The organism is Arthrobacter sp. R1-13, assembly GCF_054161475.1.
The window spans coordinates 2,649,973-2,676,480 of sequence record NZ_CP096420.1 but is presented as its reverse complement, the minus strand read 5'-3'; the positions used below and the strand labels follow the sequence as shown (position 1 = coordinate 2,676,480).

Sequence of the window (26,508 nt, the reverse complement as noted above, 5' to 3'; positions counted from 1 at the left end):
GGTGGCCAGACTCACCAAGGCCCAGCGTGAATGGCAGCCAGGCATGCCCAAAAAACGCCGCTCCACGAAAGTGATGTTCGCCTCGACAGTCCTGTTACTTGAGGGTTTCGTGGCGTTCTTCGCCACACTCGCGGTATTCGGGCTCAGGCGCGGGGAGATTTCACCCGTGCTCATTCTCTCCGTCGGCATCGGGCTAAGCCTCGTCCTGGTTTTCACGTGCGCTGTGCTGTCCAAACCCTGGGGCGTAGGCCTGGGCTGGGCCCTGCAGCTCGTGCTGATCCTTACCGGAATCGTGGAACCCATGATGTTCCTCGTTGGGGGGCTGTTCGCGCTTGCCTGGTGGTACGGCATACGAACAGGCATCCGGCTTGATTCGGAAGCCGCCCAACGGGAGCGCGAACAAGCCGAATGGGAGGCCTCGCATCCCGTCGGGAGCGAGCCCGAAGCCGGCAGCGAAACCCCGTAGACTTACCGGGAACCCCACAACCACTACCTTGGAGCAACTGTGAGCGTTGAGCGCACCCTCGTTTTGATCAAGCCCGACGGCGTAGTCCGTAACCTGAGCGGCATCATCCTGAGCCGGATTGAGGCCAAGGGCTATACTCTGGCCGAGCTGAAAAAGGTCAACGCCAGCAGGGAGCTGCTCGAGCAGCACTATGCCGAGCACGCCGGCAAGCCTTTCTATGAGCCCCTCGTGGAGTTCATGCTCAGCGGCCCGGTCGTGGCTGCCATCTTTGAAGGCCACAAAGTGATCGAGGGCTTCCGTTCACTGGCGGGTACCACGGATCCCACCACCGCGGCCCCCGGAACCATCCGCGGCGACTTTGGCCGTGACTGGGGCCTGAAGGTCCAGCAGAACCTGGTCCATGGCTCCGATTCCGTCGACTCGGCCGAACGCGAGATCGGCATCTGGTTCCCGTAGGCAAGCAATCTTCTGGGGCCACTAGACCACCCCGCGAGATGACAGATAAGGCCAATGTTCGTGAAGAACATTGGCCTTATCTGTCATCTGGGCGCCTTAGAGGGAAGCCCGGTTACATACCGCCGTTGCCAACAAACATGTTGAGGAACGCAAAAAAGATCGAGGCGATCACGGCTACATACAGGAGTGCCGTGATAATCCAGCCATAATCGCCGAGTGTCTTGGCCAGACCGGCGGGAACGGGAATGACTTTGTGGCTGACGTTGCGGACCGTCACCCAGACGAACAGCGGAATCATGGCGGCCCAGACAACCATGCAGAAGGGGCACAGGACGTGGATGTCGTAGAGTGCCTGAGACCAGAGCCAGATCACGAAGATGAAGCCTGATGTCACGCCGGTCTGAAGGCCCAGCCAGTACCACCGGCCGAAAGTGGCCCCGGCGAGCAGTCCCACGCCCGTGGTGATAATGATGGCGAACGCCACGATCCCAATGAACATGTTGGGGAATCCGAAGACAGAGCTTTGCCACGTCTGCATGACCTGACCACAAGAGATCCAAGGGTTGACGTCGCAGACAGTGGTGTAGTTGGCGTCTTTGAGAGTTTCGAGTTTCTCGAGAACCAGGATTCCGGAGGCTATCCAGCCGATGATGCCCGTGGTGACCAGGAGCCAGGCGAACGGGCGGGCACGGGTCATCGGAGGCAACCCCTGCTCCTCGGGGCTTCCGGCGGAGTCGGCGAAACCCTGTGCAGGCGCAGCGCCGCCAGTGGTCTTGGAGATGCTGGGCATGAGCTTGATGCGTCCTTTGTGTTGAATGGTCCTTGCCCGATTGTAACGCCGGACTCTGGGTGCGGGGTGTGACGGCGGTGTACCGGTGTGATAGTCCACCCAGAGTCCTTGCACCGTTGCCCCTGTTGTGCGCGTCCCCGGTGAATCGACTTCCCATGTGAGAGAATGAACGTGGCTGGAAGACGAACCACATTCGGATTCCGGTCCGGTGACTTGTTTCCCAAGACCGCCAATGATGAGCAGGGCACGCCGGGGATCCTTCGATCACGGCCTATCCCGCAATGCCATTGGACGGCACCTGGTTGTGGCTGGTAGAACAACGGGTTTTCAGAACAATTTCGCCGGCTCTCCAGGGCTGCCGCACCCCACTGCCGGTGCGAACCTGAGGGTATTCAATTGACTTCTGTCAATGCCTGCGGGTTTTGACAATAAGTGCCCCAATGGGTGCCGAATGTGGCGGTACGTCAGGGGCAGGAGTATCGCCACATATGGATAAAGACCAAGTTGTAGCCGTTAACGTCGAAGCTGCGGAAGCACCCGAAGCGACAAAGAAGGCCACCCGGACCCGCCGCAAGGCCATCCCCAAGACCCAGGCCGTCACCGCAGAGGGCATCCCCATCGATCCCGACGCGACCCCCACGGACACGGGCGAAGCAGCGGCACCGGAAAAGGCTGCCCCCGCCAAACGGAGCCGTGCACGCAAACCTGTTGAGTCCGCCGTCGCCGAGGAAGCAGCCGTCGCTGGGGAAGCAGCTGCCGCCGACGAACCCGCAGTGACAGACCCTGCGCTGGAAGACGCCCCGAAGAAGAAGCCCGTACGTCGACGCGCCAGCCGCGCGAAAGCAGCTGTTGCCGAGGTGGAAGACGAAACCACCGAGACCGCTCCGGAGGCTGAAGAAGCACCAACTGACGCCGTCCAGTCTGCCGGTGCGGCTGTTACTGCTCCCGGACAGGAAACCGAAGCTGCCGAGGAACAACCGGAAGCCCAGGAAGCTGCGGACGATGAGCAGCCTAAAGCTGAGACCCCCGCGGTGGGCTCCCTCTTCCTGGAACCCGGCTCGGTAACCTCCATGATTTTCCAGGCACCCGATCTCAGTACAGTTGTCAGGCCTGTCCCGGCACCTGTTGTCGAGGATGACGATGAAACCGAGAACACCTCTGACGAGGGCGAGCTGGACGAATCCGGCAACCGTCGCCGTCGCCGCAGCCGCGGCCGCCGTGGCCGCAGCCGCGGAACCGAGCGTGAAGCCGGAGACGAGACAGAGGACACCGACGGTGACGCCGGTGAAGCGGAAGCTGATGAGCAGGGAACTGCAGGTTTGGGCGACGGCGTCACCTCGCGCCGCCGTCGTCGTCGCCGCCGTGGTGACCAGGACATCGAACTTACCGGCGGGGGAGACGACGATCCTCCCAACACCGTAACGAGGGTCCGCGCACCCCGGGCCGTCACCGAGGCGCCGGTGAGCAACCGCGTCACCAGCGTCAAAGGTTCTACCCGCCTTGAGGCGAAGAAGCAGCGCCGGCGCGAGTCGCGCGACACGGGCCGTCGTCGCACGGTCATCACTGAAGCTGAATTCCTGGCACGCCGTGAATCAGTTGACCGGCAGATGATCGTCCGCCAGCGCGATGACAGAATTCAGATCGCCGTTCTCGAAGACGGCGTCCTGGCCGAGCACTTCGTGTCAAAGACCCAGCAGGATTCACTGATCGGCAACGTCTACCTGGGCAAGGTCCAGAACGTGTTGCCGTCCATGGAGGCTGCCTTCGTCGACATTGGCCGCGGCCGTAATGCCGTGCTGTACGCCGGCGAGGTCAACTGGGATGTGGCCAGCCTGGAAGGCAAGCAGCGCCGCATTGAGAACGCCCTTAAATCAGGCGACTCCGTGTTGGTCCAGGTCACCAAGGACCCCGTAGGGCACAAGGGCGCACGCCTGACCAGCCAGATTTCCCTTCCCGGACGCTACCTGGTCTACGTGCCTGGCGGCTCCATGACCGGAATCTCCCGCAAGCTTCCCGACGTCGAACGGAACCGGCTCAAGCGAATCCTCAAGGACCGCCTGCCCGAAGATGCGGGCGTCATCGTCCGTACCGCTGCCGAGGGGGCTTCCGAAGAGGAGCTGACCCACGACATCAACCGCCTTCGGGCGCAGTGGGAAGGCATCGAAAGCCAGGCGACCTCCACGAAGGTCCTGGCACCGGAACTGCTTTACGGGGAACCGGACCTCACCATCAAGGTTGTCCGCGACGTCTTCAACGAGGACTTCTCCAAGCTGATCGTCTCCGGCGAGGAAGCCTGGGACACCATCGAGGCCTACGTGACCTACGTGGCTCCGGACCTCGTTGGCCGCCTGGAAAAGTGGACCAAGGACCAGGACATCTTCTCGGCCTGGCGCATCGATGAGCAGATCCACAAGGCACTGGACCGCAAGGTATTCCTGCCGTCAGGCGGCTCCCTGGTGATCGACCGTACCGAGGCGATGACGGTAGTCGACGTCAACACGGGCAAGTTCACGGGGAGCGGCGGAAACCTCGAAGAGACCGTCACCAAGAACAACCTGGAAGCCGCCGAGGAAGTAGTGCGCCAACTGCGCCTGCGGGACATCGGCGGCATCATCGTGATCGACTTCATCGACATGGTCCTGGAGTCCAACAGGGATCTGGTGCTCCGCCGGATGGTCGAGTGCCTGGGCCGGGACCGGACCAAGCACCAGGTGGCTGAAGTTACCTCCCTCGGCCTGGTCCAGATGACACGCAAGCGTATGGGCACAGGCCTCCTGGAGGTCTTCGGCGAGCAATGCGAACATTGCGCCGGCCGCGGCGTGGTCACCCACGACGAGCCAGTGGAGCACCGCAGGGCCAACACCGTCGCCGCGGAGCACTACGTGCCGCGCGCCGAAGTGCAGCCCGCTGCGCGGACTGAGCGCAAGCGGCGTCGCGGCAAGGGCGGGCAGGCCCTGGGAGAGCCGCTGACGCTTCCGGCACCCGTTCACGCCGAACCCACCGACGCCGAGCGTCATGCCAAGGCTGAAGCAACCCGGGCAGCGTTGGCCAACATTGCCGCCGCAGCCCACGCCGCCCACCTTCATGACGACGACGTTCAGGCCGCCCGGGCCAGCGCAACCGGGGCGGAACGGGAAGCTGTCCGGTCAGAACCCGCTGCCCAGGCACCGTCCCGCTCCCGTGAAACCTCACGCCCGCAGGCCACAGAGCCAGTTCAGGCAGGTTCCGACGCCGGGCGCACCGGCCAGGGCGACGACACGTCAGGCGGACGTCCCGCTACTGTCCTTACTTTCGGTGGTGAACGAGTGGTTCTTCCGTTCGTGGACCACGCTGGTGAAGCGTCAACGGGGACACCGGAGTTGACCCTGGACCTGCTGGCCGAGGCCTTCGCCCACCTGGGTGAACAGAGCGATCAGCCACAGGAGACTGAGGAAACCCGGAAGCCTGCCGCCGCGCCGGTCACTGCCCCCGGGGTCCACGCCGCTCCGATAGCAGCAGGATCCTCCTCAAGGCGCGGACGCCGTAACCGCAGCGCCAGCCGTGCGCAGGGAGCTGCGAACGAGACCGCCGTCGAGCAGAACCAGGATGCGCCTGCCGCCACAGGTTCCACTCACGCGGCCAAGGCCCCGGCAGCGCCGGCCAAGCCTGCCACCACTGCAAGCGAGCCCATCATCCTGGGTGTGGGAGTGCCTGCCTCAGAGTTGTGAGGTGAGTTGTCCCAAGGGGAACTGCAGCCAGTAGGCGACAGTCAATGGCTGAAGCCCGGACCGGATTATCCCGGTCCGGGCTTCGGCTGTTTAACACTCACCCACACCCGCTAGGCTGGGATCCTGACACGGGGTGCCGCGCAAAGGGCCGGCTGAGATCCACACCCGTTGAACCTGTCCGGTTAGCACCGGCGAAGGGATGTCTCCTTTGTCCTCAACGTTTTTGCCGTCACCTGCGGCTGCCGATTCCGCCAGCGCAGTTCTCCGCACTATTCCCCGGGTACTGGCGATAGCCGGCTCTGATCCTTCCGGCGGCGCTGGGATACAGGCAGACCTCAAGAGCATCGCCGCCAATGGCGGCTACGCGATGGCCGTCGTAACGGCCCTTACGGCGCAGAACACCCAAGGCGTCCGTGCCGTCCACGTGCCGCCCGCCTCCTTTCTGGCCGAACAGTTGGAGGCCATCAGCGACGATATCGTCGTGGACGCCGTGAAAATCGGGATGCTCGGAGACGCGGACGTCATTGGCGTGGTCAGGGCCTGGCTCACGAAGGTCCGTCCCGGCGTCGTCGTCCTGGATCCTGTCATGGTGGCCACCAGCGGGGACCGGCTGCTGCAGGAATCCGCCGAAACAGCACTCCGGGCGCTGCTGCCGCTGGCTGATTTGCTCACGCCGAACCTCCCCGAGCTGGCCATGCTGCTTCAGGAGCCCCTGGCGAAGGACTGGAAAGCGGCACTCGAGCAGGGCAAACGCCTTGCAGCCGTCACCGGCGCCACGGTATTGGTAAAGGGCGGGCATCTCGACGGCGGGGAGTGCCCCGATGCCCTCGTGAGTGTTTCGGCTGGGTTTCAGGCGAAGGTGGTGGTGGTTCCGGGCGAGCGTGTGCCCACGCGAAACAGCCACGGTACTGGATGTTCACTTTCATCAGCTTTGGCGACAAGCCAGGCGCGGCTGGGAAACTGGGAAGAGGCCCTGCGGGAGGTCAAGCCCTGGCTGCGCGGAGCCCTGGAGGGATCAGACATCCTGGAAGTGGGCAGGGGAGCCGGCCCTGTTCATCACTTTCACCAGTTTCCGGCCATGCCCGTAACGGAGCCCAAAGGACAGACAGAAGTGCAGTCCGGAAGAGTCTTCATGGAGGAACTGCGCGAGAGCGCCGATCATCATTTGGCGTCCATCTACCGCCTCGAGTTCATCCGTGGCCTGGTTGAAGGCTCACTGCCTGAACAGCAGTTCGCTTACTACCTCAGCCAGGACGCGATCTACCTGAATGGATACTCAAGGGTGCTCTCAAGGGCCTCCGCAATGGCTCCCACCGAAGAGGAACAATTGTTCTGGGCGCGGTCCGCACAGCAGTGTCTGGAAGTCGAATCCGAGCTCCACCGCAATTGGCTCAGCACCCGCCCTGTTCAATCTGAGCTGGGACCAGTGACAAAGTCGTACGTGGACCACCTCCTTGCCAGCTCTCTGGCGGGAAGCTACGGAGTGCTTGTTGCTGCTGCTTTGCCATGCTTCTGGCTCTATGCAGAAGTAGGGGCCACCCTTCACTTGGAATTCCAGGCCAACGGAGCTCCGGCGGAACATGCCTACGCCGACTGGCTACGGACGTACGCGGACGAGGATTTTGCCGCCGCCACGCGTCAGGCCATCGGGTTTACGGAACGCGCTGCTCTCGCAGGTTCCGAAGCCGAGCGCCGAGCCATGGCGGTGGCGTTCGGGCAGTCCTCCCGCTACGAGGTGGAATTCTTTGACGCGCCGCGCCTGCACGCATGAACGTGAAGCGGGCGGAGAGCCTGTAAGATCATGGGGCAAGGTTCGGGAAGTCGTGAGGTAAGCCCATGTGGCCCCTATCACGTACTCAGCCCCGGAACCAGCCTCATTTGCGACCGAAGGCAAAATTAGCGTAAACTAGATCTTCGGTGCTTACGCCAACACTTGGGTTTTGACCTCGGGAACGGGCCACTTAGAAAACGGGTGGACATTGTTTCCGGGCTAGCTCACGGATTTCCTTGAGGAATCCACGGCGTTGAGGCACAGCGTGAGCCAGGCCAAACAACCGGACCCAGGTTCCGCACGCAAATTTAGTAAGAAACGTCGAGAGAAGTGAGTTCCCAAGTGGTGTACGCGATTGTCCGCGCAGGCGGCCGCCAAGAGAAGGTTTCCGTTGGAGACTTCGTTACCCTGAACCGCGTCACCGGTGGAGCCGGCAGCACCATTCAGCTGCCCGCACTGCTCCTGGTAGACGGTGACAAGATCACGTCCGCAGCTGCGGACCTGGCTAAGGTAACGGTTACGGCTGAAATCCTTCAGGACCTCCGTGGTCCGAAGATTGTCATCCAGAAGTTCAAGAACAAGACCGGCTACAAGAAGCGCCAGGGTCACCGTCAGGAATTGACCAAGGTCAAGATCACCGGTATCAAGTAGCCACTGGTTACTGTTCAGGTTTTCAGCAGATTCCCCAGAATTTAGAGGCAGGCATTTCAAATGGCACATAAAAAAGGCGCGAGCTCCACTCGCAACGGTCGTGACTCGAACGCACAGTACCTTGGCGTCAAGCGCTTCGGTGGCCAGGTCGTTTCGGCTGGCGAAATCATCGTCCGCCAGCGTGGCACCCACTTCCACCCGGGCGCCGGCGTAGGACGCGGCGGCGACGACACCCTGTTCGCACTGCAGGCAGGCGCTGTTGAATTCGGCACCCGCCGCGGCCGTCGGGTCGTGAACATCGTTACTGCTGCAGCTGCAGAGTAACAAATAGTTTTTGAACCGGTGGAGCGGGCCATATGGTCCGCTCCACCGGTGTTTTAACCGCATTACAATCATCTTGGGCATCTTTCGGACGTCCGGAAATCAGCACTGAGGAGATCCACGTGGCGAGCTTTGTAGACCGGGTAGTACTGCACGTATCCGGCGGTACCGGCGGCCATGGCTGTGTTTCCGTTCACCGTGAAAAGTTCAAGCCCCTCGGCGGTCCCGACGGAGGCAACGGCGGCAATGGCGGCGATGTCATCCTGCGCGTTGACCACCAGACCACCACCCTGCTGGACTACCACCACGCACCCCACCGCCACGCGACCAATGGCGGTCCTGGCATGGGCGACTGGCGCGGCGGGAAGAACGGCGAAACTCTGATCCTTCCCGTTCCGGATGGCACCGTGGTCAAATCCAAGGACGGCAAAGTCCTCGCTGACCTCGTAGGAGAAGGTGCAGAGTACATTGCGGCAGCCGGCGGAATCGGTGGCCTGGGAAATGCTTCGCTCTCCTCCCAAAAGCGCCGTGCGCCGGGCTTCGCCCTCCTCGGCATCGAAGGCGAGTCCAGCGATATCGTCCTGGAACTCAAGTCCATCGCGGACATCGCACTTGTCGGCTTCCCATCGGCGGGCAAGTCCAGCCTGATCGCGGCCATGTCTGCGGCCCGGCCCAAGATCGCCGATTACCCCTTCACCACTCTCATCCCCAACCTGGGCGTGGTCCAGGCCGGCGACGTCCGTTTCACCATCGCCGATGTTCCCGGCCTCATCGAAGGCGCCAGCGAAGGTAAGGGCCTGGGCCATAACTTCCTCAGGCATGTCGAACGCTGCGCGGCCCTGGTTCACGTCCTCGATTGCGGCACTCTGGAATCGGATCGCGATCCGTTGTCAGACCTCGCCATCATTGAAGCTGAACTTGAGAAGTACGCCGTCGACATGAGCTACGCGGGAACCGACGGCGAGGTTGTTCCGCTGAACCACCGTCCGCGCCTGGTTGCGCTGAACAAGGTGGACCTCCCGGACGGCAAGGACATGGCCGAATTTGTGCGCCCCGAGCTGGAATCGCGTGGATACCGTGTGTTCGAGATTTCCGCGACAAGCCACGAGGGACTCCGCCAGCTGGGGTTTGCCATGGCTGAAATCGTCAAGGCAGCCCGTGACGCCATCGCCGCCACCCCGCCGAAGGTTCACGCGCCCGTGCTGCGTCCCCGCGCCGTCAATGAAGCAGGATTCAAGATCCGCCGGGAAGAGAAGAACCTGGAACCGCTTTTCCGCGTGCTTGGCGACAAGCCGGTGCGCTGGGTTAAGCAGACGGACTTCACCAACGAGGAAGCCATCGGCTACCTCGCCGACCGCCTGGCCAAGCTTGGCGTGGAAAACGAACTGTTCAAACAGGGCGCTAAGCCCGGTGACACCGTGGTGATCGGCGAAGATGACGGCGTGGTCTTCGATTGGGAGCCCACCATGATGGCGGGTGCAGAGTTGCTGGCATCACCGCGCGGCACCGATGTCCGCTTTGCCGACATTGGCGACCGCCCCACGCGTGGCCAGAAGCGCGATGAGCAACAGGAACGTAAGGACGCCAAGGCCGCCGCCCGCGCCGAACTGGAAGCAGAACGCAAGGCTGGTATCTGGACCGAATCCGTGAGCGGCCGCCGTGTCGCACGCCCGCTCAAGGAGAGTGGACTGGGCGCAGAAGATGACGACTAAGGCGGTGAGCCCGGTCAGGACCTCAACGGTTCCTGACCGGAGCGTCCTTTCGGGTGCCCGCCGCATTGTGGTCAAGGTGGGTTCGTCCTCCCTTACCAGCATCAAAGGCGGTATTTCCGAAGAAGCCCTGACCGGCCTTGCTGATGCTCTGGCCCACAAACGGAACGCCGGAACTGAGATCATCCTGGTCTCTTCAGGGGCCATCGCCGCGGGCCTGGCGCCCCTCGGCTTGGCGAAACGGCCCAGGGATCTTGCCACCCAGCAGGCTGCTGCTAGCGTTGGCCAGGGGCTCCTGATGGCCCGTTACACCCAAGCTTTCGGAGCCCACGGGGTAACGGTGAGCCAGGTGCTCCTGACCGCCGATGACTTCATGCGCCGCAGCCAGCACACCAATGCCTTCCGTGCCCTCGACAGGCTCCTGAATCTCGGCGTGGTTCCGGTGGTCAACGAAAACGACACCGTGGCCACCCATGAGATCCGGTTCGGTGACAACGACCGCCTCGCTGCCCTGGTAGCCCACCTCGTGCGCGCCGACGTGCTGGTATTGCTGTCCGACGTTGACTCCCTCTACGACGGGCCGCCTTCGCACGGTGCCCTGCGGATCCCGCACGTCGCCGGCCCGCACGACCTTGACGGGGTTTCTATCGGCAGCGCCGGCAAGGCAGGAGTAGGAACCGGGGGGATGCTCACGAAGGTGGAAGCGGCATCAATTGCCGCAGGCTCCGGGATCCACGCGCTTGTTACCTCCACCCGGAACGCTGCCGCAGCGCTGGCTGGGGAGGATGTTGGCACCTGGTTCTCCGTCAACGGCTCCCGGAAGCCCATTCGGCTCCTCTGGCTGGCCCACCTCGCCTCAGTGCAGGGGCGCCTGGTTCTCGACGACGGCGCGGTGCTGGCTGTCCGGGACCGCCGGACTTCGCTGCTCCCTGCCGGCATTTCCGCCGTGCACGGCGACTTTGAAGCGGGCGACGCCGTCGAAATGGTTTCCGCCGACAACACCGTAATTGCGCGCGGACTCGTTAACTACTCTGCCTCCGAACTTCCCCAGATGTTGGGCCGCTCCACGAAGGAACTCGGCAAGGCCCTGGGGCGAGGTTATGACCGTGAAGTTGTTCACGTTGACGATCTGGTGCTGGTTTAGCCCGCCCGCTCGCCTAAACTTGAACCATGACTGAGGCCCTGATTCCCACTGCACCTGCGATTTCCGAGGAAACCCCTGTGGTTGCCCCGGTTCCGGACGCTGGAATTACGCCGTCGACTCCTGCCGAAGTAGAAGCCGCCGTCCACGCCATCGCAGACCGCTCCCGCCACGCCGCGCGGCGGATGGCGCGCGCCAATCGTGCGTGGAAAGACAAGGCGCTCCGGGCCATCGGCGATGCCCTGCTCGAGCACCGCGGCCGGATTCTGGCCGCTAACGCAAACGATGTAGCCGCCGGAAAAGCCAACGGCACCTCAATTGCGCTGCTGGACAGGCTGACACTGGACGAGAAGCGCATTGAAGCCCTCGCCGCGGCCCTGGAAAGCCTCGCCAATCTGCCTGATCCCGTGGGAAACGTGGTGCGGGGGCAGACACTGCCCAACGGTTTGCGCCTGCGCCAGATTAACGTCCCCATGGGAGTGGTGGCCGCTATTTACGAGGCCCGCCCCAACGTCACCGTTGATATCGCAGGCCTAGCCCTCAAGAGTGGAAACGCCGTCATCCTTCGTGGCGGAACGGCAGCAGCCTCAACCAACGACGCCTTGGTGCAGATCCTGCGCGACGCCCTCGAATCAGTAGGCCTGCCGGCCGACGCCGTCCAGACTGTTGACCAGTTCGGGCGTGAAGGCGCGAATGCACTGATGCGTGCGCGTGGGCGTGTGGACGTGCTTATTCCCCGCGGCGGCCGGGAGCTCATCCAGACGGTCGTGGCGAACTCCTCAGTTCCGGTCATTGAGACCGGCGAAGGAAACGTCCACATCTTCATCGACGAATCCGCCGACGAAGAGATGGCAACCGAGATCCTCCTCAACGCCAAGACGCAGCGCCCCAGCGTCTGCAACACCGTGGAGACCCTCCTGGTGCATTCCGGATCGACTGTCCTTCCCGCTGTTGCAGCGGCGCTCCGCAAGGCAGGTGTCACCCTTCACACCGATGAAAGGACCCGTGCAGCTTTGCCTGCCTCGGTTGACACCGTCCCTGCCACCGACGAGGACTGGGCCACCGAGTACATGGACCTGGACCTCGCAGTGGCAATCGTAGACACCCTGGATGACGCGGTGAAGCACATCCGGACGTGGTCAACAGGCCACACCGAGGCCATTCTGACGAACAACCTCGCTAACGCGGAGCGGTTTATCGCCGAGGTGGATTCGGCCGCAGTGATCGTCAACGCGTCAACGCGCTTCACCGACGGCGGTGAGTTTGGTCTCGGGGCAGAGGTGGGAATTTCCACCCAAAAACTGCACGCGCGCGGACCGATGGGGCTGCCTGAACTGACCACCACCAAGTGGATCGTTCAGGGCGAGGGCCAAATCCGCAGCTAGCAAAGCTGTAACATAGAACAGAAGTCCTGAACGGCGGGACCGCCCGCCGTCGTCATCCTTTGTACTCAGTAGGGGAGAAAATGCTGCTTCAGCAGATCGCCACGTCCATCGCTGCCACCGCCGGCGGCGAAGCCGGCCATGAGGAGCTCGCTCCATTGTGGGCCGAGCCCTGGGTATTCGGCGCGGTGATGTTTGCCATCCTCCTGGCGCTGATGTTTGTGACCCTCTCCTACACGAACCTCGGCAGGCGCCACGAAGCTGTTGACGAACATGCCGATCCCCACCGCCAGCACCCGAACAAGCACGATCACGGCCAAGGTCACTAACATTTCCGCCAAACTGCAGCAGACCGGCGCGAAGCGCCGTCTGCGTCTGGGCGTGATGGGCGGCACCTTTGATCCCATCCATCACGGGCACCTTGTCGCGGCCAGCGAAGTTGCCGCACAGTTTGGCTTGGACGAAGTTGTTTTTGTGCCCACCGGGCAGCCTTGGCAGAAAATGACTAAGAAAGTCAGTGAGCCGGAGCATCGTTACCTCATGACGGTCATTGCCACGGCATCCAATCCCCGCTTCACTGTCAGCCGTGTCGACGTCGACAGGCCGGGACCGACCTACACGATCGACACCCTCCGCGACCTGCACATCCAGCGTCCCGATGCTGATCTCTTCTTCATCACCGGTGCGGACGCCATGGCCCAGATCCTTTCATGGAAGAACATCGAGGAACTCTGGTCGCTTGCACACTTTGTGGGAGTGACCAGGCCAGGTCATGTGTTGGATGGAATGGGGCGCGATGACGTCAGTCTCCTTGAGGTGCCTGCCATGGCTATTTCTTCAACGGACTGCCGCACCAGGGTCGCCGCAGGGGAGCCGGTCTGGTACCTCGTACCCGATGGGGTTGTCCAATACATTGCAAAATACGGGCTCTACGCCGGGACGCAGCCCGGCAACGAGCACCGCGCAGAATCCACCGCCAGACAAACCAGCAAGCACTGAATGAGTTTTGAATGAGTCAGGAACAGCCACCCGTCCGCAGCCGTCGTGAACTACGTCAGGCAAGAGATGCGCGTCTGGAAGAAACCCGCGACGCCGGAGCACAGGCACTCGGTCAGGTTCCTCTTGTCTCGAAACAGCCGGCGGCCCCCCAGCCCGAAGAGAGCCCGGCCACGAACACCCCGGCCACAGATCCCTTGGACACTGGGAGCACCGCCCGCGTGAGGCGGGTTGCGCCTGAGCCGGTGGATTCGGTCAGGACATCGGCCGAGCGTTCTTCCCAGATCCGCGCCCGGGACCGTGCTGCCCTGCGGACGATTAAGGAATTGGCCGAGAAGGAAGAGCAGCTTTCAGCCGGCGGGCCGCCCACGCGGCGTCAGTTGAGGCTTCAGCAGTTGAGGGCTGAGGCGTCTCCTCCAACGGCTGCGAATCCCGTGATCTCCCCACCGCGAGGTAGTACGGATGCCCAGGCCGAGGGCCATAGGCCGCGGCGCCAGGAATCAGCTGGTTTGCCTGCCGAACGTCAGGACGGCGGCCTGGATGGTTTGAATGTTCCGAACGGCATGACTGTCGAGCAGGCTTTGGCCACGCGCACGCTCATTGCTGAACAGGCCAAGAACCAGTTGGCCAAAATGGAGCACATCGTGGCGAACGATCCGGAGGCCGTTGACCCCGAGATCCTGGCCCAGCAGATTGCCCTTGCAGAGCGCGCCGCCGTGCTCAATAAGCGCGCCATGGCGAAGCAGAAGCTTGCCGAACAAGCGACGGCCCCTCAACAACTACGCCATGATCCAACAGCTGCCAGCAACCTTGCCATGGTGACGCCACTCGAATTTGTGCAGGTTCCCGGCATCGACCGCCCGGTCATGAAGAAGCCGGCTACGTCCTACGTTCCGGTGGTAACCCACCCCGGGCCCCGTGTACCGGCGGAACGGCAGGCCGGTCCACGCAGACCGGGCCCGCCCCGGCTGAACAGCAGCGGTCCCATCACGGGGCGCTCCGGCGTGTTGGCTCGCGCTGAGGCCGTGGCACAGGCAGCCGCCCCACCAGCCCCTGCAGCCCCCCAGACAACCCCGGTCAGCGTTCAGCGCAGACAGACACAGACCTGGGACGCAGAGGCAGAAGATAATTTCACCGAGCATCCGCGTGTCAGCGCAAATGCAGCGTATGGCCTTGAACCGCTGGATGCCGTCACAGCAGGCCTGGGAAGGGCCCACCGCCTGCGCCTGCTTCAGTTGGCTGTACTTGCCATTGGCATCGTTGCCCTGATTGCCGGCGTCACCATGATTATCAGCGGCCTGACCCGCTGAACCGGCTTTAACCCACTAAAAGGAGTCCCCGTGACTGCATCTGCATCATCCATCGCCACAGCCCGCCTCGCAGCCAAGGCTGCGGCGGAGAAAATCGCCGAGGACATCGTTGCCCTCGACGTCAGTGAGCGACTGGCTCTCGCCGACGTGTTCCTGATCGCGTCGGCACCGAGCGAGCGTCAGGTCAATGCCATCGTTGACGGCATCGAAGAGGAGCTCTCCAAGCAGGAGCTCCGCCCGGTCCGCCGCGAAGGCAGGTCCGGCGGCCGCTGGGTGCTGCTGGATTACTCCGACATTGTCATCCACGTCCAGCACGAGGAAGACCGGGTCTTCTACGCCCTGGAGCGCCTGTGGAAGGACTGCCCTGTGGTGGATCTGCAGCTGGGAGATGACGCGTCAGCCAAAGCTGTTGTCTCCTCCGATACGGAGTAACCGCTCGGAAAAGACGAATATGCCCGATTTGGAATTTTCGGAAAGGCTGATCTAAGATATTTGAGTTGCTCCGGAGAAATCCGGACAGGAAATCAGCTGAATGAGACCGATTCGCCGGTCGAATTCATGCAGGGGCAACGAAAATTCGGGGCTGTGGCGCAGCTGGTAGCGCACCTGCATGGCATGCAGGGGGTCAGGGGTTCGAGTCCCCTCAGCTCCACCGGATGTCCGCCGGAACCGCAAGGTTCCGGCGGATTTTTTGTTTCCCGGTTTTTGTTCCGGGGGCCGGTGATTTCGATCTGCGCGTCCCGTCGTGGAGGTTCCTGTCGGATTCGCATCCCGCCAGTTTGTGCATTAAGCTGATCGAGTTGCTTCCGCGAAGGATAAATCTTCACGGGTCGGCAATGAGGGGCTGTGGCGCAGCTGGTAGCGCACCTGCATGGCATGCAGGGGGTCAGGGGTTCGAGTCCCCTCAGCTCCACCCATCACCGCTGGAACCATGGTTGTCCTTGGTTCTGGCGTTTTTTCTTTGTCTCATTAGCCCCGTCCTGGATCCGCAACCGGCATGCCGTCATTGAGGCACTGGACTACGATGGCAAGGTGAATGAAGCATTGCCCCCTTGCCCTGAACGCCCAAAGTCGACGGCGTGGGTCCGATGCAGCTCAAATCGGGCGTGGTGAAAGAGGTCTGACCGCAACCCAGCCGGATGTGGAGGCCGACGTCCTTGTTATCGGCGCCGGCCAGGCGGGCCTGTCCGCTGCCTACCATTTGGCCCGCCGCGGTGTTGTTCCGGCCGCCAGCGTCGTTCCGGCGACTGGTGTCGCTCCGGCCAGCAGCGCGCCAACTGCACCTTGGACTTACGCAGTGCTCGACGCCGAAGAAGGACCCGGGGGAGCATGGCGACACCGTTGGAAGAGCCTCCGCATGGCTACCGTCAACGGGATCAGTGACCTTCCTGGCATCCCGAAACCGGAAGTGGACCCGTCAGAACCAAGCTCCGAGTTCCTCACCCGCTACTTCAGCGACTACGAGCACCAACTGGGCCTGGCGATTCAGCGTCCTGTCAAAGTGCGAACCGTGTCCCGGCAGGACGCTGACCCGTCCGGGCGCCTCCGGATCGAAACATCCGCAGGATTGTGGAACGCACGCACTGTCATCAATGCGACGGGAACGTGGAGCCGGCCCTTCTGGCCGGTGTATCCGGGCCAGTTCACCTTCCGTGGCAGGCAACTGCACGTGGCTGACTACGTCTCCGCAGAGGAATTCCGCGGGCAGCACGTTCTGGTGGTGGGCGGCGGAATCTCGGCCGTAGGGCTTCTGGACGAGATTTCCAAAGTCACCAGCACCAGCTGGTTCACCCGCAGGGAGCCAGTCTGGCGGGACGACGACTTCGACCAGAAGGCAGGCCACGACGCCGTCGCGCTTGTGGAAGAGCGGGTCAGGCTGGGCTTGCCGCCGCAAAGCGTCGTGGCGGTAACCGGCCTTCTGTGGACTCCGACGCTCAGGGCCGCTGAGAAGCGTGGTGCTCTCAACCGCAAGCAGATGTTTACTGCCATTGAACCTGGCGGAGTCCGACTGGCTGACGGCGGTTTCCTCGCCGCCGACGTCATTTTATGGGCCACGGGGTTCAGGGCAGAACTGGAGCACCTGGCCCCGCTGCATCTTCGAGGCCCTGGCGGCGGAATCGCCATGGATGGAACGCAGGTGGCTGCAGAGCCCAGGGTTCACCTGGTGGGCTATGGCCCGTCGTCGTCCACCATTGGGGCCAACCGCGCAGGCAGGGCTGCTGTTGCAGCGATTCTGCGTTTTCTTGAAGGGCAACATGAACCACACAACTGAGAGCGGCGTTCCCCTGCTGAACCGCCTCCGCAGGTTCCCCGACGTGGAGGCCGCCAACCTGCAGGCGTGGGATGCCACGGACAGCCTACTGCTCGACACGGCAGCCGGTTTCCTGCCGGAGGACGGAAACGTAACGGTGATCGGCGACCGCTACGGGGCGCTCACTCTTTCGCTGGCACGAACTCATTCACTGGCGCAGCCCCTTGCCGCGCCAGGTTCCCCGGAAGCCACCATGCTTGGCACAATTCGTGTCCACCAGGACCTGGTCACGGGGGAGAAAGCCCTGCGAAACAACGCTGCCAGCCTTGGCATCGGCGGATTTGAGCAATTGCCGTTGGGCCCGTCCCTTCTCTCGGGAGCGCGCCTTGTCCTGATGCAGCTCCCCAGGACCCTGGCCGAACTCGAAGAAGCTGCCGATGCCGTGGCGCGCTATGCCGAACCGGACGTGGTTCTCCTGGCCGGCGGCCGGATCAAACACATGAGCCTGAGTATGAACGAGGTTCTTGCCCGCTGTTTCGAAGATGTGGAGCCGCAGCTGGCACGGCAGAAATCCCGCGTGCTGGTGGCGCGTACTCCCAAGCTCCGGACCGCACCCCTGCCATATCCGGTTGTTGAGGAGAACACCGAGCTCGGCATTACTGTCTGCGCCCACGGCGCCGTGTTCTCCGGCACCAAACTGGACATCGGAACAAGGTTCCTTCTGACGTTCCTTCCCAAAATGGCCTCTGCTTCCCATGCAGTGGACCTGGGCTGCGGAACGGGAATTTTGGCGGCCATGTACGCCCGAAGCCATCCCGATGCCCAGGTCACTGCGACCGATCGTTCCGCTGCGGCAGTCGCTTCGGCCACTTGCACCGCTCAGGCAAACGGACTGTCGGGTCGCATTAGAGTGCTGCAGGATGACGCCATGGAATCACTGCCTGAGGCCAGCGCCGGACTCATCCTGCTCAACCCGCCGTTCCACCTGGGAGCAAGCGTGCATGCAGGCGCCGGCATCAAGCTGTTTGAGGCCGCGGCAAGGGTACTGGAACCCGGCGGCGAACTGTGGACCGTCTTCAACAGCCACCTGCCGTACTTACCCGCTTTGGAACGGCTGGTGGGGCGAACAACAGTGCAGGGAAGGAACCCAAAATTCACTGTCGCCAGGAGCATTTCGCGGAGAGGAACCTGAAACCGGACAACCGACTTTTCGGCCTGTGCCAGACTGCATGGTCAAGTGCGCGCGGGGGGTCGTGCCGGGACCCCCGGGAGTAACGTACGATGCAGACATCACTAATAAATTTGCCGAGAAAGTGTAGGGGAATCCTTGACTGAGATCCGCCAGCCGTCCCCAAGGCGCGGAACCAATCTGCCCCGGATGGGCGACTTTAATCTCACAGTCATCCTGGACGCCATTCGCCGGTCAACAGCCGGACTGAGCCGGGTGGAACTTGCCCAGATTGTCGGACTTTCCCCGCAGACCATCTCCAACATTTCGCGTCGCCTGCTGGATCAGCATCTGATCATCGAGGCCGGTAAAGAGGGTAATGGGCCTGGGAAACCAAGGACCATCCTGCAGCTTAATCCTTCGGGAATGTACGCGGTGGGCGTTCACCTTGACCCCGCGGTAACCACCTTCGTGGTCCTGGACCTTGTCGGTGCTGTGGTGAAACATTCCAAGATCAACACGCCTGGAGGATCCGACCCCGCTGCTGTGATTGCGACGATCGCAGGCGAAATTAGGAAACTCGTGGACGAATCAGGAGTGGATGCCTCAAAGATTGCCGGACTTGGCGTCGCTGCGCCCGGGCCTATAGACCTGGAGCACGGCACCGTTGTGGCCCCTCCGCTGCTGGCCGGCTGGGACCGGGTGCCCCTACGTGATGCTCTTGCCGAGGCCACGGGGCTGTCCACCCTGGTGGATAAGGACGTTACGAGCGCTGCTGTGGCGGAGACCTGGGCGGGTGGTCCCAGCGGCTCGGGGAGTTTCGTCTTTATGTATATGGGCACGGGCATCGGCTGCGGAATTGTGCTCAATGACGAGTTGGTAAGAGGAACGTCAGGAAACGCGGGAGAAATCGGCCACATCGTTGTCGATCCTGACGGCCCGCCCTGTGATTGCGGCCTCCGCGGCTGCGTCAAGTCTTCCTGCATCCCTCAAGTGCTTGTCGCGCAGGCAGTGGAGGCTGGGGTGCTGGAGCACGACGCCGGGAATTCCGGCGCGGCGTCCGCAATTCAGAACAGCTTTGCCAAACTGTTCGAGGCAGCTGAGGCAGGAAACAGTGCCGCGGCGGAGATCATTGACCGGTCGGCAGTCCTGGTCTCGCGGGCTGTGGCGGTCATCACCAACACCCTGGACGTTGAACGTGTTGTGTTCGGCGGCCCCTTCTGGAACCTCCTGTCAGAGCGCTATCTCAACCGGATCCCGGAACTGCTTCAAAGCAACAGCGCTGCGCGGCAGATCCACAGCATCGAGGTAGTGGGCACCGGCGTCGGTGAGGATGTAGGCGCGGTGGGAGCCGCGTGCCTGGTCCTCGAGCACACCCTTGCACCGCGTTCACAGCGATTGTTGCTCGAGGGCTGACACGGCGCGAGGGCCTAACACGCGGGCTCTCCAGGGCTAACCCGTTCTAGTCGATATCCTCCACAATCGTTCCATAAGGCACCGTCTCATCGAGATGGGCCTGGTGGCCGGTGGCCCCGGCGTTGTAGACCACCCGGACGCCATACTTCTGGTCGGCTGCTGACTGCATCAGGATGGGGCGGATCGTGTCCACAACGTGCTGGTCCTGCGCGGCGAGATACTGCTGGTAGCTGGCTGGAAGCTGAATCATGCCATCAGGATAGACCTGTGGCCCGCGCATGGGGAGAGGTCCCCATTGCCCAAAATTGCTGGTCCCGTTTGGATAGGATGGCCGGTGGCGGCGCTTGATGCCGCCGTCGCGCCGCCGGGAGGCACCTCCCCTCGGCTACCAGCAGCTTTCAGGGGGACTTCAGTGCTTCAGACCACGGCGCCCGTCAGGATCGAACCCGCTGAACTCTCCCGGGCCAAGCAGATCATGGGGGACATTTCCCGCAGTTTTGAAGCGAAAGTAGTGGGACAGGCCAGGCTGCGGGAATCGCTCCTCATCGGCCTGATGACCGGCGGGCACATTCTTCTTGAGAGTGTGCCCGGGCTGGCCAAAACAACTGCCGCCCAGACCGTTGCCGACGCCGTGAGCGCTGACTTCCGCCGCATCCAGTGCACGCCGGACCTGCTGCCCAGCGACATCACCGGCACCCAGATCTACGACGCCGCCAAGGGAACGTTCATCACCCAGCTGGGGCCGGTGCATGCCAACATCGTGCTCCTGGATGAAATTAACCGGTCGAGCGCCAAAACCCAGAGCGCCATGCTGGAAGCCATGCAGGAACGGCAGACCACCATCGGGGGAACGGTCCATCGTTTGCCCTCGCCGTTCCTCGTGCTGGCCACGCAGAACCCGATTGAGCAGGAGGGGACCTACGTTCTCCCCGAAGCCCAAATGGACCGGTTCATGCTCAAGGACGTACTGGACTATCCAACGCCCGCCGAAGAGGCTGAAATTATCCGCCGGGTCGATGCCGGGATCTTCACTGATGAACAGAAGCCTGCCGCAGCCGCATCCCTGGGCGCCATTTCAGAGGTCCAGGAGCTGGTCCGCCGCGTATACATCGATCCCGCGATCGTCCGCTACATTGTGGGACTGGTCTACGTCACACGGAACGCCGCCCAGTACATCGATGCCAGGCTTGCCGGCTTCATCGAGTTCGGCGCCAGCCCCCGTGCCAGCATCGCGTTCAGTCAGGCAGCGCGGGCGGTTGCTTTGCTGAACGGCCGCGACCACGTGATCCCTGAGGACGTAAAGTCCCTGGCACACCGTGTGTTCAGGCACCGGTTGATCCTGGGCTTTGAAGCTGTTGCCGAGCAGGTCCGGGTGGAAACTGTGATCGACGCCGTTGTCGCTTCCGTCCAGACACCCTGAGTCCGCCGTGACCACCAGCCTTGTGCAGCGGGTGAAGTCGAAGATGTCCATCTTCGCCCACCGTAAAGCCCGTGGAATGCTCGACGGCGAGTACGGTTCTGTCTTCAAGGGCCGCAGCCTCGACTTCGAGGACCTGCGGGCCTACGTTCCCGGTGATGAAGTCCGCGACATCGACTGGAAAGCCACGGCCCGCCACGGCTCACCGCTGATCCGGCGCTACGTTGCTGTCCGGCGCCAGACACTGCTGCTGGTGACTGATACCGGCCGCAACATGGCAGCCACGGCGGCTGACGGTGAGGACAAGAAGGACATCGCGGCAATGGCCCTCGGGGTCCTGGGATACCTTGCCCTCCGCCACCGCGACGTCGTCGGGCTCGTGGCAGGGGACTCGGCCGGATCACGCTCGCTGCCTGCAAAAGGTGGAGAAGCCCATCTTGAACGGCTTCTTCGCGACGTGCATGCCAGCGCGGGGCTGACCGTTCCTCCGAGTGATCTGCGCGTTCAGCTGGAACAAGTGGCGCGGAACTATCGGCAGCGGATGTTGCTGTTCGTCGTGGCCGACGAGTTGCTCGCGGATCCAGGAATGGAGAGGCTGCTCCGACGGCTCCGGGCGCAGCACGAGATCCTGTGGCTGACCATACGTGACGCTGACCTGGGCGCGCCGGGGGAGCAGTATGACGTCGCGGATTCGCGCGTCCTCCTGAGCCATCTGGCGGGATCAGAAGAAGTCAGCCGCGCCTACGGGCTTGCCTGTGCCGAGCGGACAGCCGCACGGGTCGGAATGTTCCGGCGGCTGGGGATAGCTGAAGTGACCGCCGGAAGCAGCCACGAGGTTGTTCCTGCGATTTTCTCCCTGCTGGAACGGCACCGCCATGGACGGTAAGGCGGACTTCTACGGGCCGCTGCTTTACAGTCCCTGGCTGCTGTGGTTCGGGGTCGGCCTGGTGGCCCTGGTAACAGGGTGGTTCCTGTTTGTGTTCCTGAGTACCAGGCGTCCGCAGGTTCAAACGGAGCATCTCCTGCCGGCGTCGGACCTGACCGCATTACAGAAGGACTTTCTGGAACGCATCAACAAGGTGGCCGGTGACGCCCATACGGGCCGGTTGCCGGCACGGCAGGCCCATCAGGAACTCAGTCTCCTGGTCCGGATATTTGTGCAAAGCGCTTCAGGCGTCGCTGCTCCCCGGATGACCCTTGCCGAGTTGCAGGAGAAGGGCCCGCCCCATCTGGCCACAGCCATCGCCCGGCTCTACCCTGGCGAGTTCGCAGCGGATCCACAGGAATCGCCGGCGGCTGCCGCGGAGACTGCCCGCGAGGTGGTCCGATCATGGAGCTGACTTTCTGGTGGGTTCTCCCCGCGGCACTGGTGATGGCTGGAGCCGCAGTCTGGTGGGAACTAACGCGATCGAAGCAAGGGAACGCCCGACGGCGGCCGGTGGCCTATGGCGATCGGCTCACCGCCCTGCCCGAATACCAGTCGGCGCTCCGGCGGTATCGGCGCTGGCTCACGGTGATGGCGGTGGCGGCAGGGATGCTGATCACCGCATGTGCTGTCGCAGCGGCGAGGCCGGCCGAGCGCAGCACCGTCCGGCCCGAACAGCAGAACCGGGATATCGTGCTCTGCCTCGATGCTTCGGGTTCGATGAGCAGTGCCGACTCGGCAGTGGTAGAGACCTTCGGCCGCCTCGCTCAGGAGTTCGACGGCGAGCGGATAGGGCTGACCATCTTCGACAGCACCGCCGTCCAGGTCTTCCCGCTAACGGATGACTACGAATACGTCGCCGCTCAGCTCAAGGAAGCCCGACGGGCGTTTGATGGGGAATCAGAGGCCACCGGCTTCCTCGACGGAACATGGGGCGGTGAGGGGTCATCGCTCATCGGAGACGGCCTGGCGTCCTGCGTGCGGAGCTTCCCCGAGGCTGACGGTCAACAGGGGGCTGCGCAACAGCGGTCCCGGTCCATCATTCTGGCAACCGACAACTATCTGTCGGGAAACCCGATCTTCACCCTCGCCGAAGCGGGCGCGTTCGCCCAGGAAAACGGCGTGCGAATCTATGCGGTGAATCCCGGCGACTACGATTTTGGCAGCGATCCCGGGCAGCCGGGAGCCCAGCTGCGGTCTGTCGCCGAGAAAAGCAACGGCGGCTATTTCGTTCTGGACGATCCCCAAGCCGTGGCAGGCATTATCCAGCAGGTGCAGGCCACCGAGGCTTCCAGGTTCCAGGGGTCGCCGCGGGCAGTGATTGCAGACCGGGCAGAGGTTCCGCTGGCTGTTGCGCTGGTGTCCGGATTGGTGCTCGCAGGGGCCTCATGGCGGCTGAAGCCATGACGTTCAGTCCGATTGTTCCCTGGTGGATGCTGGGCTTGGTCTTCCTGGCCTCCATGGTGCTCGTTTTCCGGATGCTTCAGAGAGGGAGGGTCGGCAGGGGAAGCCCCGGCCAGGCAGCAACCCGCAGGGCAGATGCGAGGGACGGGTTGTTCCGTGGTGGCCTTGTGATCCTGCTGATCCTTGCAGCCCTTCGCCCGGGACTGCCAGGCGGCCACCTGACTGCTGCCGCCTCCAACCTGAACGTCTTCTTTGTCGTGGACACCACCAGCAGCATGGTCGCGGAGGATTTCGGAAGTTCGGAGCCGCGGCTGCAGGGAGTGAAGGCGGACATCCTGTCCATCGCCCGGGAGCTCAGCGGGGCACGCTATTCGGTCATCACCTTCGACTCGTCGGCCGCAGTACGGATGCCGCTGACGGTCGATTCTTCGGCACTGGAAACGGTCATTTCCATATTGGGTCCCCAGGTCACAAATTACTCCACCGGAAGCAGCGTCACCATGGCGGGGAAGGCGCTGCAGGCAAGACTCCAGGCGGCCAGGGAAAGCCATCCCGAAAGGCCCCGGATTGTCTACTACCTGGGCGACGGCGAACAGACCAGTGCCGAGCGGCCCACACCGCTGGGAGTGGAGACCAGCCTTGTGGACGGCGGGGCGGTACTGGGATACGGCACGCCGGAAGGCGGAAAAATGAGGGAAAACACCGGCGCAGCGGACGACTCCGAAGCGGGCTACATCAAGGACAGGACCGGCGGCGAATCCCGTGATGCCATCTCCAAAATTGATGAGGACCAGCTACGGAAAATTGCGGACCAGCTCGGGGTCCCCTATGTGCACCGCACGGCTGGAGCTTCCGCTGCCCCGATGCTTCAGGATGCCAGTCCCGGCAACCTGGACCGTACCGAACAGGTCCTCGACGGCCGGACCGAGCTGTACTGGATCCCGGCGCTCGCAGCTCTTCTCCTCGCCCTGCGCGAGGGCATTCTGGTCATAGGGCAATTGAGGATGTTGAGGCCGCTCCGTGAGGGATAGGAATTACGGCGCCGACGGGACAAAACAGCTCAGGCGGCGGCGCAAGCTGCTGTTGTGGTCTGCGGTCCCAGTCCTTCTGGTGATGCTTGTCACAGCCAAAATCTTCAGCCTCGGAGCACTTGGGAACGCCGCGGCGGAAGGTTTTGACCGGGGCGATTCTGCGGCCGTGGCTTCAGCTGCGTCAGGGTTGGCCATCGCCAACATTTTCGAGCCGCACAAGGCACTCTTTGCCGCCGGGGACGCTTTGGTATTGGAACAGGACTATGCAGGTGCGCGTGGAAAGTTCTCGGAGGCACTGGCAGCAGCTCCGGCGTCGGACGCGTGCCGGATCCGCGTGAACCTTGTGCTGGCCATCGAAGCGCTCGGAGACACTGCGCTGGAGGCCGGGGACAGCATTGAAGCTGCGCGGCTCTATGCAGAAGGGCTCGCAGTGATCAAAGAAGCACCACCGGAATGTTTTCCAGAATCCTCGAGCGCGCAGGGCAGCGAAGGTGAGAAGCTCAATCGTGCCGGCGCACGCCTGAAAGAGAAATCCGGGCAGGGTTCCCAGCAGCAACCGGAGCAAGGCGACGGGGACGACGCCCAGCCAGAGCCTTCCGATGGGGCCAGGCAGAGTCAGCTCCAGAAGCTCGAGCAAAGGGGAAAGACAGCCCAGCAGGAACGCAATACCGGCCGGCAAAGGGACGAGTACCTCGACAGCGACGGCGCCGGCACCGACCGGCCGTGGTGACCTGTGGCCCTGCAGCGCTGGCGGAAAAAGGTCACCATAACCAATCAGCCTGATTCGGTCGAAGATTCTTCTGCTTGCCGCGCCAATGGACCGTAAAACTGCGTCTTAATTCGGAGGTCAACTTGAAGCCGTCCTGCGGGGCCCATAGAGTTCTATACAAGTTACCGAGGTAACGTGTCAGCGATCCTCCGCAGTGCCCGTCGCAAATGCGGCGTGTGAGGAGGGTGTGGGTGCCCCCATGTGGGCCTGACATTTGCTCACGGAGAACTTCCTTCCAGGCGTAACAGTCGCGGCTGCGTCCTGCGGAAGTCTTTTCGTGTTCCCCAAACTCCATTCATTGACGGCACTGCCGTACTGGTATCGGGCTTTCCAGCCACAGGACCGGACGAACGTATCACCAATGTCAAAGCCAAGGACGCAAATGTCACCACCAAGCCTTATAGAGGCACATTCAAATCTTTCGGAAACCGCTCCGGTGGCGCTCTCCTACGAGCTCTTCCCTCCCCGGTCGCCCGCTGCCGCCGAGTCGCTCTGGACCACCATTGGAGAACTGGAGTCCACGGACCCCGACTACGTCTCCGTGACCTACGGGGCAAGCGGCTCCAACCGGGACACCGCCGTCGAACTGATCAACCGGCTCATCCTCGAAACCACGCTCCGCCCGTTGGCGCACCTGACTTGCGTGGGCAATACGCCCGAGGAACTTGCCGGGATCATCGGTGAACTGCTCGACGTCGGCGTCCGCGGCATCTTGGCCCTGCGGGGAGACGAGCCCAAGGACGGCGCAGCGCCGGCCAGCGGTTCCCTCCGTTACGCCCAGGACCTCATCGAACTGATCCGCCGCGTGGAGCAGCGCCGTTCTGCCCTGCTCTGTGCAGGCAAGGTGGCTGTCGGCGTCGCTGCTTACCCCACAAGGCACCCTGAATCGCCGAACGAGGCCCATGACGTCGAGGTGCTGCTTGCCAAGCAGCGCTCAGGGGCCGATTTCGCTATTACCCAGGTGTTCTTCCACTCCGAGCAGTACGCGGACCTGATGACAAGGGCACGCCGCGCCGGCGTCACCATCCCCATCATCCCCGGCGTTATGCCGCTGACGAGCCTCCGCCGGGTCACGCGGCTCGGTGAGCTTGCAGGTGTCGCACCGGATCCACGGCTGATGGAACGGCTCGCGTCCGCGGACAGCGACATCGAGCGCCGAAGGATTGGTGTGGCCGCCACAGTAGACCTCGCCAATGCTGCCCTGGACGCCGGTGCCCCTGGCATCCACCTCTACACCTTCAATGAGCATGCGTGTGCCCTCGATGTCCTGGACAAGCTGGCCTTGCCCCGCCCGGCCCGTCCGGCCAGCCGGCTCAGTGCCATCGCCCGCCGGCAGGTTCTCGCCAGCTGAATACCCGCTGGCACGTGCGGATGAACACCGTCTCCTGACGGGTGAACACCCGTCCGCTTCTTCATACCCTCCAAGA

The 26,508-nt window shown here is 63.0% G+C and carries 25 protein-coding genes, 2 tRNA genes and 1 riboswitch; of the genes, 25 read left to right on the top strand and 2 right to left on the bottom strand.

The genetic code is table 11. The features are described 5' to 3' along the window. Position 1: 1 nt before the first annotated feature. Together M1D88_RS12300 and ndk are read left to right on the top strand one after the other, a co-directional pair. Positions 2 to 466, top strand: a complete 465-nt coding sequence (locus M1D88_RS12300) for a DUF4233 domain-containing protein (protein ID WP_458111132.1) — start codon at positions 2 to 4, stop codon at positions 464 to 466. A gap of 39 nt (positions 467 to 505) precedes the next feature. Beyond that, positions 506 to 922 carry a nucleoside-diphosphate kinase gene (gene ndk / locus M1D88_RS12295; protein WP_458111131.1) on the top strand — a complete coding sequence of 139 codons (417 nt, stop codon included), beginning with the start codon at positions 506 to 508 and terminating at the stop codon, positions 920 to 922. A gap of 112 nt (positions 923 to 1,034) precedes the next feature. Here ndk and M1D88_RS12290 read toward each other — a convergent pair whose 3' ends face one another. Continuing rightward, positions 1,035 to 1,712 carry a vitamin K epoxide reductase family protein gene (locus tag M1D88_RS12290; RefSeq protein ID WP_458111130.1) on the bottom strand — a complete coding sequence of 226 codons (678 nt, stop codon included), beginning with the start codon at positions 1,710 to 1,712 and terminating at the stop codon, positions 1,035 to 1,037. 488 nt (positions 1,713 to 2,200) lie between these two features. Here M1D88_RS12290 and M1D88_RS12285 point away from each other — a divergent pair, with 488 nt between their 5' ends. The 16 genes from M1D88_RS12285 to M1D88_RS12210 all read left to right on the top strand — a co-directional run bounded on the left by M1D88_RS12285 (position 2,201) and on the right by M1D88_RS12210 (position 19,535). Further along, on the top strand, positions 2,201 to 5,419 hold the full coding sequence (locus tag M1D88_RS12285) for an Rne/Rng family ribonuclease (RefSeq protein ID WP_458111129.1): 3,219 nt from the start codon (positions 2,201 to 2,203) through the stop codon (positions 5,417 to 5,419). Positions 5,420 to 5,538: 119 nt separating this feature from the next. Continuing rightward, a riboswitch (TPP riboswitch) is annotated at positions 5,539 to 5,636 on the top strand. Next, positions 5,619 to 7,190 carry a bifunctional hydroxymethylpyrimidine kinase/phosphomethylpyrimidine kinase gene (locus M1D88_RS12280; protein WP_458111128.1) on the top strand — a complete coding sequence of 524 codons (1,572 nt, stop codon included), beginning with the start codon at positions 5,619 to 5,621 and terminating at the stop codon, positions 7,188 to 7,190. Its footprint overlaps the riboswitch before it by 18 nt. A gap of 342 nt (positions 7,191 to 7,532) precedes the next feature. After that, positions 7,533 to 7,841: a 50S ribosomal protein L21 gene (gene rplU / locus M1D88_RS12275; protein WP_247045937.1), complete on the top strand. Its 309-nt coding sequence runs from the start codon at positions 7,533 to 7,535 to the stop codon at positions 7,839 to 7,841. Positions 7,842 to 7,901: 60 nt separating this feature from the next. Continuing rightward, a complete protein-coding gene (gene rpmA / locus M1D88_RS12270) occupies positions 7,902 to 8,165 on the top strand; it encodes a 50S ribosomal protein L27 (RefSeq protein WP_247045811.1) in 264 nt (87 codons plus the stop codon). Positions 8,166 to 8,284: 119 nt separating this feature from the next. Continuing rightward, a complete protein-coding gene (gene obgE / locus M1D88_RS12265) occupies positions 8,285 to 9,874 on the top strand; it encodes a GTPase ObgE (RefSeq protein WP_458111127.1) in 1,590 nt (529 codons plus the stop codon). Continuing rightward, positions 9,864 to 11,015, top strand: a complete 1,152-nt coding sequence (gene proB, locus M1D88_RS12260; RefSeq protein ID WP_458111126.1) for a glutamate 5-kinase — start codon at positions 9,864 to 9,866, stop codon at positions 11,013 to 11,015. The genes obgE and proB overlap by 11 nt, the downstream gene beginning before the upstream one ends. A gap of 26 nt (positions 11,016 to 11,041) precedes the next feature. Further along, positions 11,042 to 12,397: a glutamate-5-semialdehyde dehydrogenase gene (locus M1D88_RS12255; RefSeq protein WP_458111125.1), complete on the top strand. Its 1,356-nt coding sequence runs from the start codon at positions 11,042 to 11,044 to the stop codon at positions 12,395 to 12,397. 80 nt (positions 12,398 to 12,477) lie between these two features. Further along, positions 12,478 to 12,723: a hypothetical protein gene (locus tag M1D88_RS12250; RefSeq protein WP_458111124.1), complete on the top strand. Its 246-nt coding sequence runs from the start codon at positions 12,478 to 12,480 to the stop codon at positions 12,721 to 12,723. A gap of 55 nt (positions 12,724 to 12,778) precedes the next feature. Continuing rightward, positions 12,779 to 13,393, top strand: a complete 615-nt coding sequence (gene nadD / locus M1D88_RS12245; RefSeq protein ID WP_458114513.1) for a nicotinate-nucleotide adenylyltransferase — start codon at positions 12,779 to 12,781, stop codon at positions 13,391 to 13,393. Positions 13,394 to 13,404: 11 nt separating this feature from the next. Continuing rightward, the gene (locus M1D88_RS12240; protein WP_458111123.1) at positions 13,405 to 14,700 is read left to right on the top strand and encodes a hypothetical protein; all 1,296 of its coding nucleotides are present in this window, start codon (positions 13,405 to 13,407) and stop codon (positions 14,698 to 14,700) included. 30 nt (positions 14,701 to 14,730) lie between these two features. Next, positions 14,731 to 15,132 (top strand): ribosome silencing factor, encoded by a 402-nt coding sequence (gene rsfS / locus M1D88_RS12235; protein WP_458111122.1) that lies wholly within the window; start codon positions 14,731 to 14,733, stop codon positions 15,130 to 15,132. A 147-nt stretch (positions 15,133 to 15,279) separates the two neighbouring features. Further along, positions 15,280 to 15,352: transfer RNA gene (locus tag M1D88_RS12230), tRNA-Ala, on the top strand. A 188-nt stretch (positions 15,353 to 15,540) separates the two neighbouring features. Next, a tRNA-Ala gene (locus M1D88_RS12225) sits at positions 15,541 to 15,613 on the top strand. Between the two features lie 228 nt (positions 15,614 to 15,841). Next, the gene (locus M1D88_RS12220) at positions 15,842 to 16,972 is read left to right on the top strand and encodes an NAD(P)-binding domain-containing protein (protein WP_458111121.1); all 1,131 of its coding nucleotides are present in this window, start codon (positions 15,842 to 15,844) and stop codon (positions 16,970 to 16,972) included. Continuing rightward, the gene (locus M1D88_RS12215; protein WP_458111120.1) at positions 16,956 to 18,143 is read left to right on the top strand and encodes a class I SAM-dependent methyltransferase; all 1,188 of its coding nucleotides are present in this window, start codon (positions 16,956 to 16,958) and stop codon (positions 18,141 to 18,143) included. The genes M1D88_RS12220 and M1D88_RS12215 overlap by 17 nt, the downstream gene beginning before the upstream one ends. Before the next feature lie 135 nt (positions 18,144 to 18,278). Continuing rightward, the gene (locus tag M1D88_RS12210; protein WP_458111119.1) at positions 18,279 to 19,535 is read left to right on the top strand and encodes an ROK family transcriptional regulator; all 1,257 of its coding nucleotides are present in this window, start codon (positions 18,279 to 18,281) and stop codon (positions 19,533 to 19,535) included. 46 nt (positions 19,536 to 19,581) lie between these two features. Here the strand turns inward: M1D88_RS12210 and M1D88_RS12205 are convergent, their stop codons facing one another. After that, the gene (locus M1D88_RS12205) at positions 19,582 to 19,785 is read right to left on the bottom strand and encodes a hypothetical protein (protein ID WP_247045837.1); all 204 of its coding nucleotides are present in this window, start codon (positions 19,783 to 19,785) and stop codon (positions 19,582 to 19,584) included. A gap of 162 nt (positions 19,786 to 19,947) precedes the next feature. Here M1D88_RS12205 and M1D88_RS12200 point away from each other — a divergent pair, with 162 nt between their 5' ends. The 7 genes from M1D88_RS12200 (at position 19,948) to M1D88_RS12170 (ending at position 26,432) form a co-directional block, all read left to right on the top strand. Next, positions 19,948 to 20,955, top strand: a complete 1,008-nt coding sequence (locus M1D88_RS12200; RefSeq protein ID WP_458111118.1) for an AAA family ATPase — start codon at positions 19,948 to 19,950, stop codon at positions 20,953 to 20,955. A 43-nt stretch (positions 20,956 to 20,998) separates the two neighbouring features. Then, a complete protein-coding gene (locus M1D88_RS12195; RefSeq protein ID WP_458114512.1) occupies positions 20,999 to 21,838 on the top strand; it encodes a DUF58 domain-containing protein in 840 nt (279 codons plus the stop codon). Then, a complete protein-coding gene (locus tag M1D88_RS12190; protein WP_458111117.1) occupies positions 21,828 to 22,292 on the top strand; it encodes a hypothetical protein in 465 nt (154 codons plus the stop codon). Before M1D88_RS12195 ends, M1D88_RS12190 begins: the two co-directional genes overlap by 11 nt. Beyond that, a complete protein-coding gene (locus M1D88_RS12185) occupies positions 22,283 to 23,284 on the top strand; it encodes a vWA domain-containing protein (protein WP_458111116.1) in 1,002 nt (333 codons plus the stop codon). Before M1D88_RS12190 ends, M1D88_RS12185 begins: the two co-directional genes overlap by 10 nt. Continuing rightward, the gene (locus M1D88_RS12180) at positions 23,281 to 24,312 is read left to right on the top strand and encodes a vWA domain-containing protein (protein WP_458111115.1); all 1,032 of its coding nucleotides are present in this window, start codon (positions 23,281 to 23,283) and stop codon (positions 24,310 to 24,312) included. The genes M1D88_RS12185 and M1D88_RS12180 overlap by 4 nt, the downstream gene beginning before the upstream one ends. Then, complete coding sequence (locus tag M1D88_RS12175; RefSeq protein WP_458111114.1) at positions 24,302 to 25,042, top strand: hypothetical protein; 741 nt, start codon at positions 24,302 to 24,304, stop codon at positions 25,040 to 25,042. Before M1D88_RS12180 ends, M1D88_RS12175 begins: the two co-directional genes overlap by 11 nt. A 421-nt stretch (positions 25,043 to 25,463) precedes the next feature. After that, on the top strand, positions 25,464 to 26,432 hold the full coding sequence (locus M1D88_RS12170) for a methylenetetrahydrofolate reductase (RefSeq protein WP_458111113.1): 969 nt from the start codon (positions 25,464 to 25,466) through the stop codon (positions 26,430 to 26,432). Positions 26,433 to 26,508: the final 76 nt, after the last annotated feature.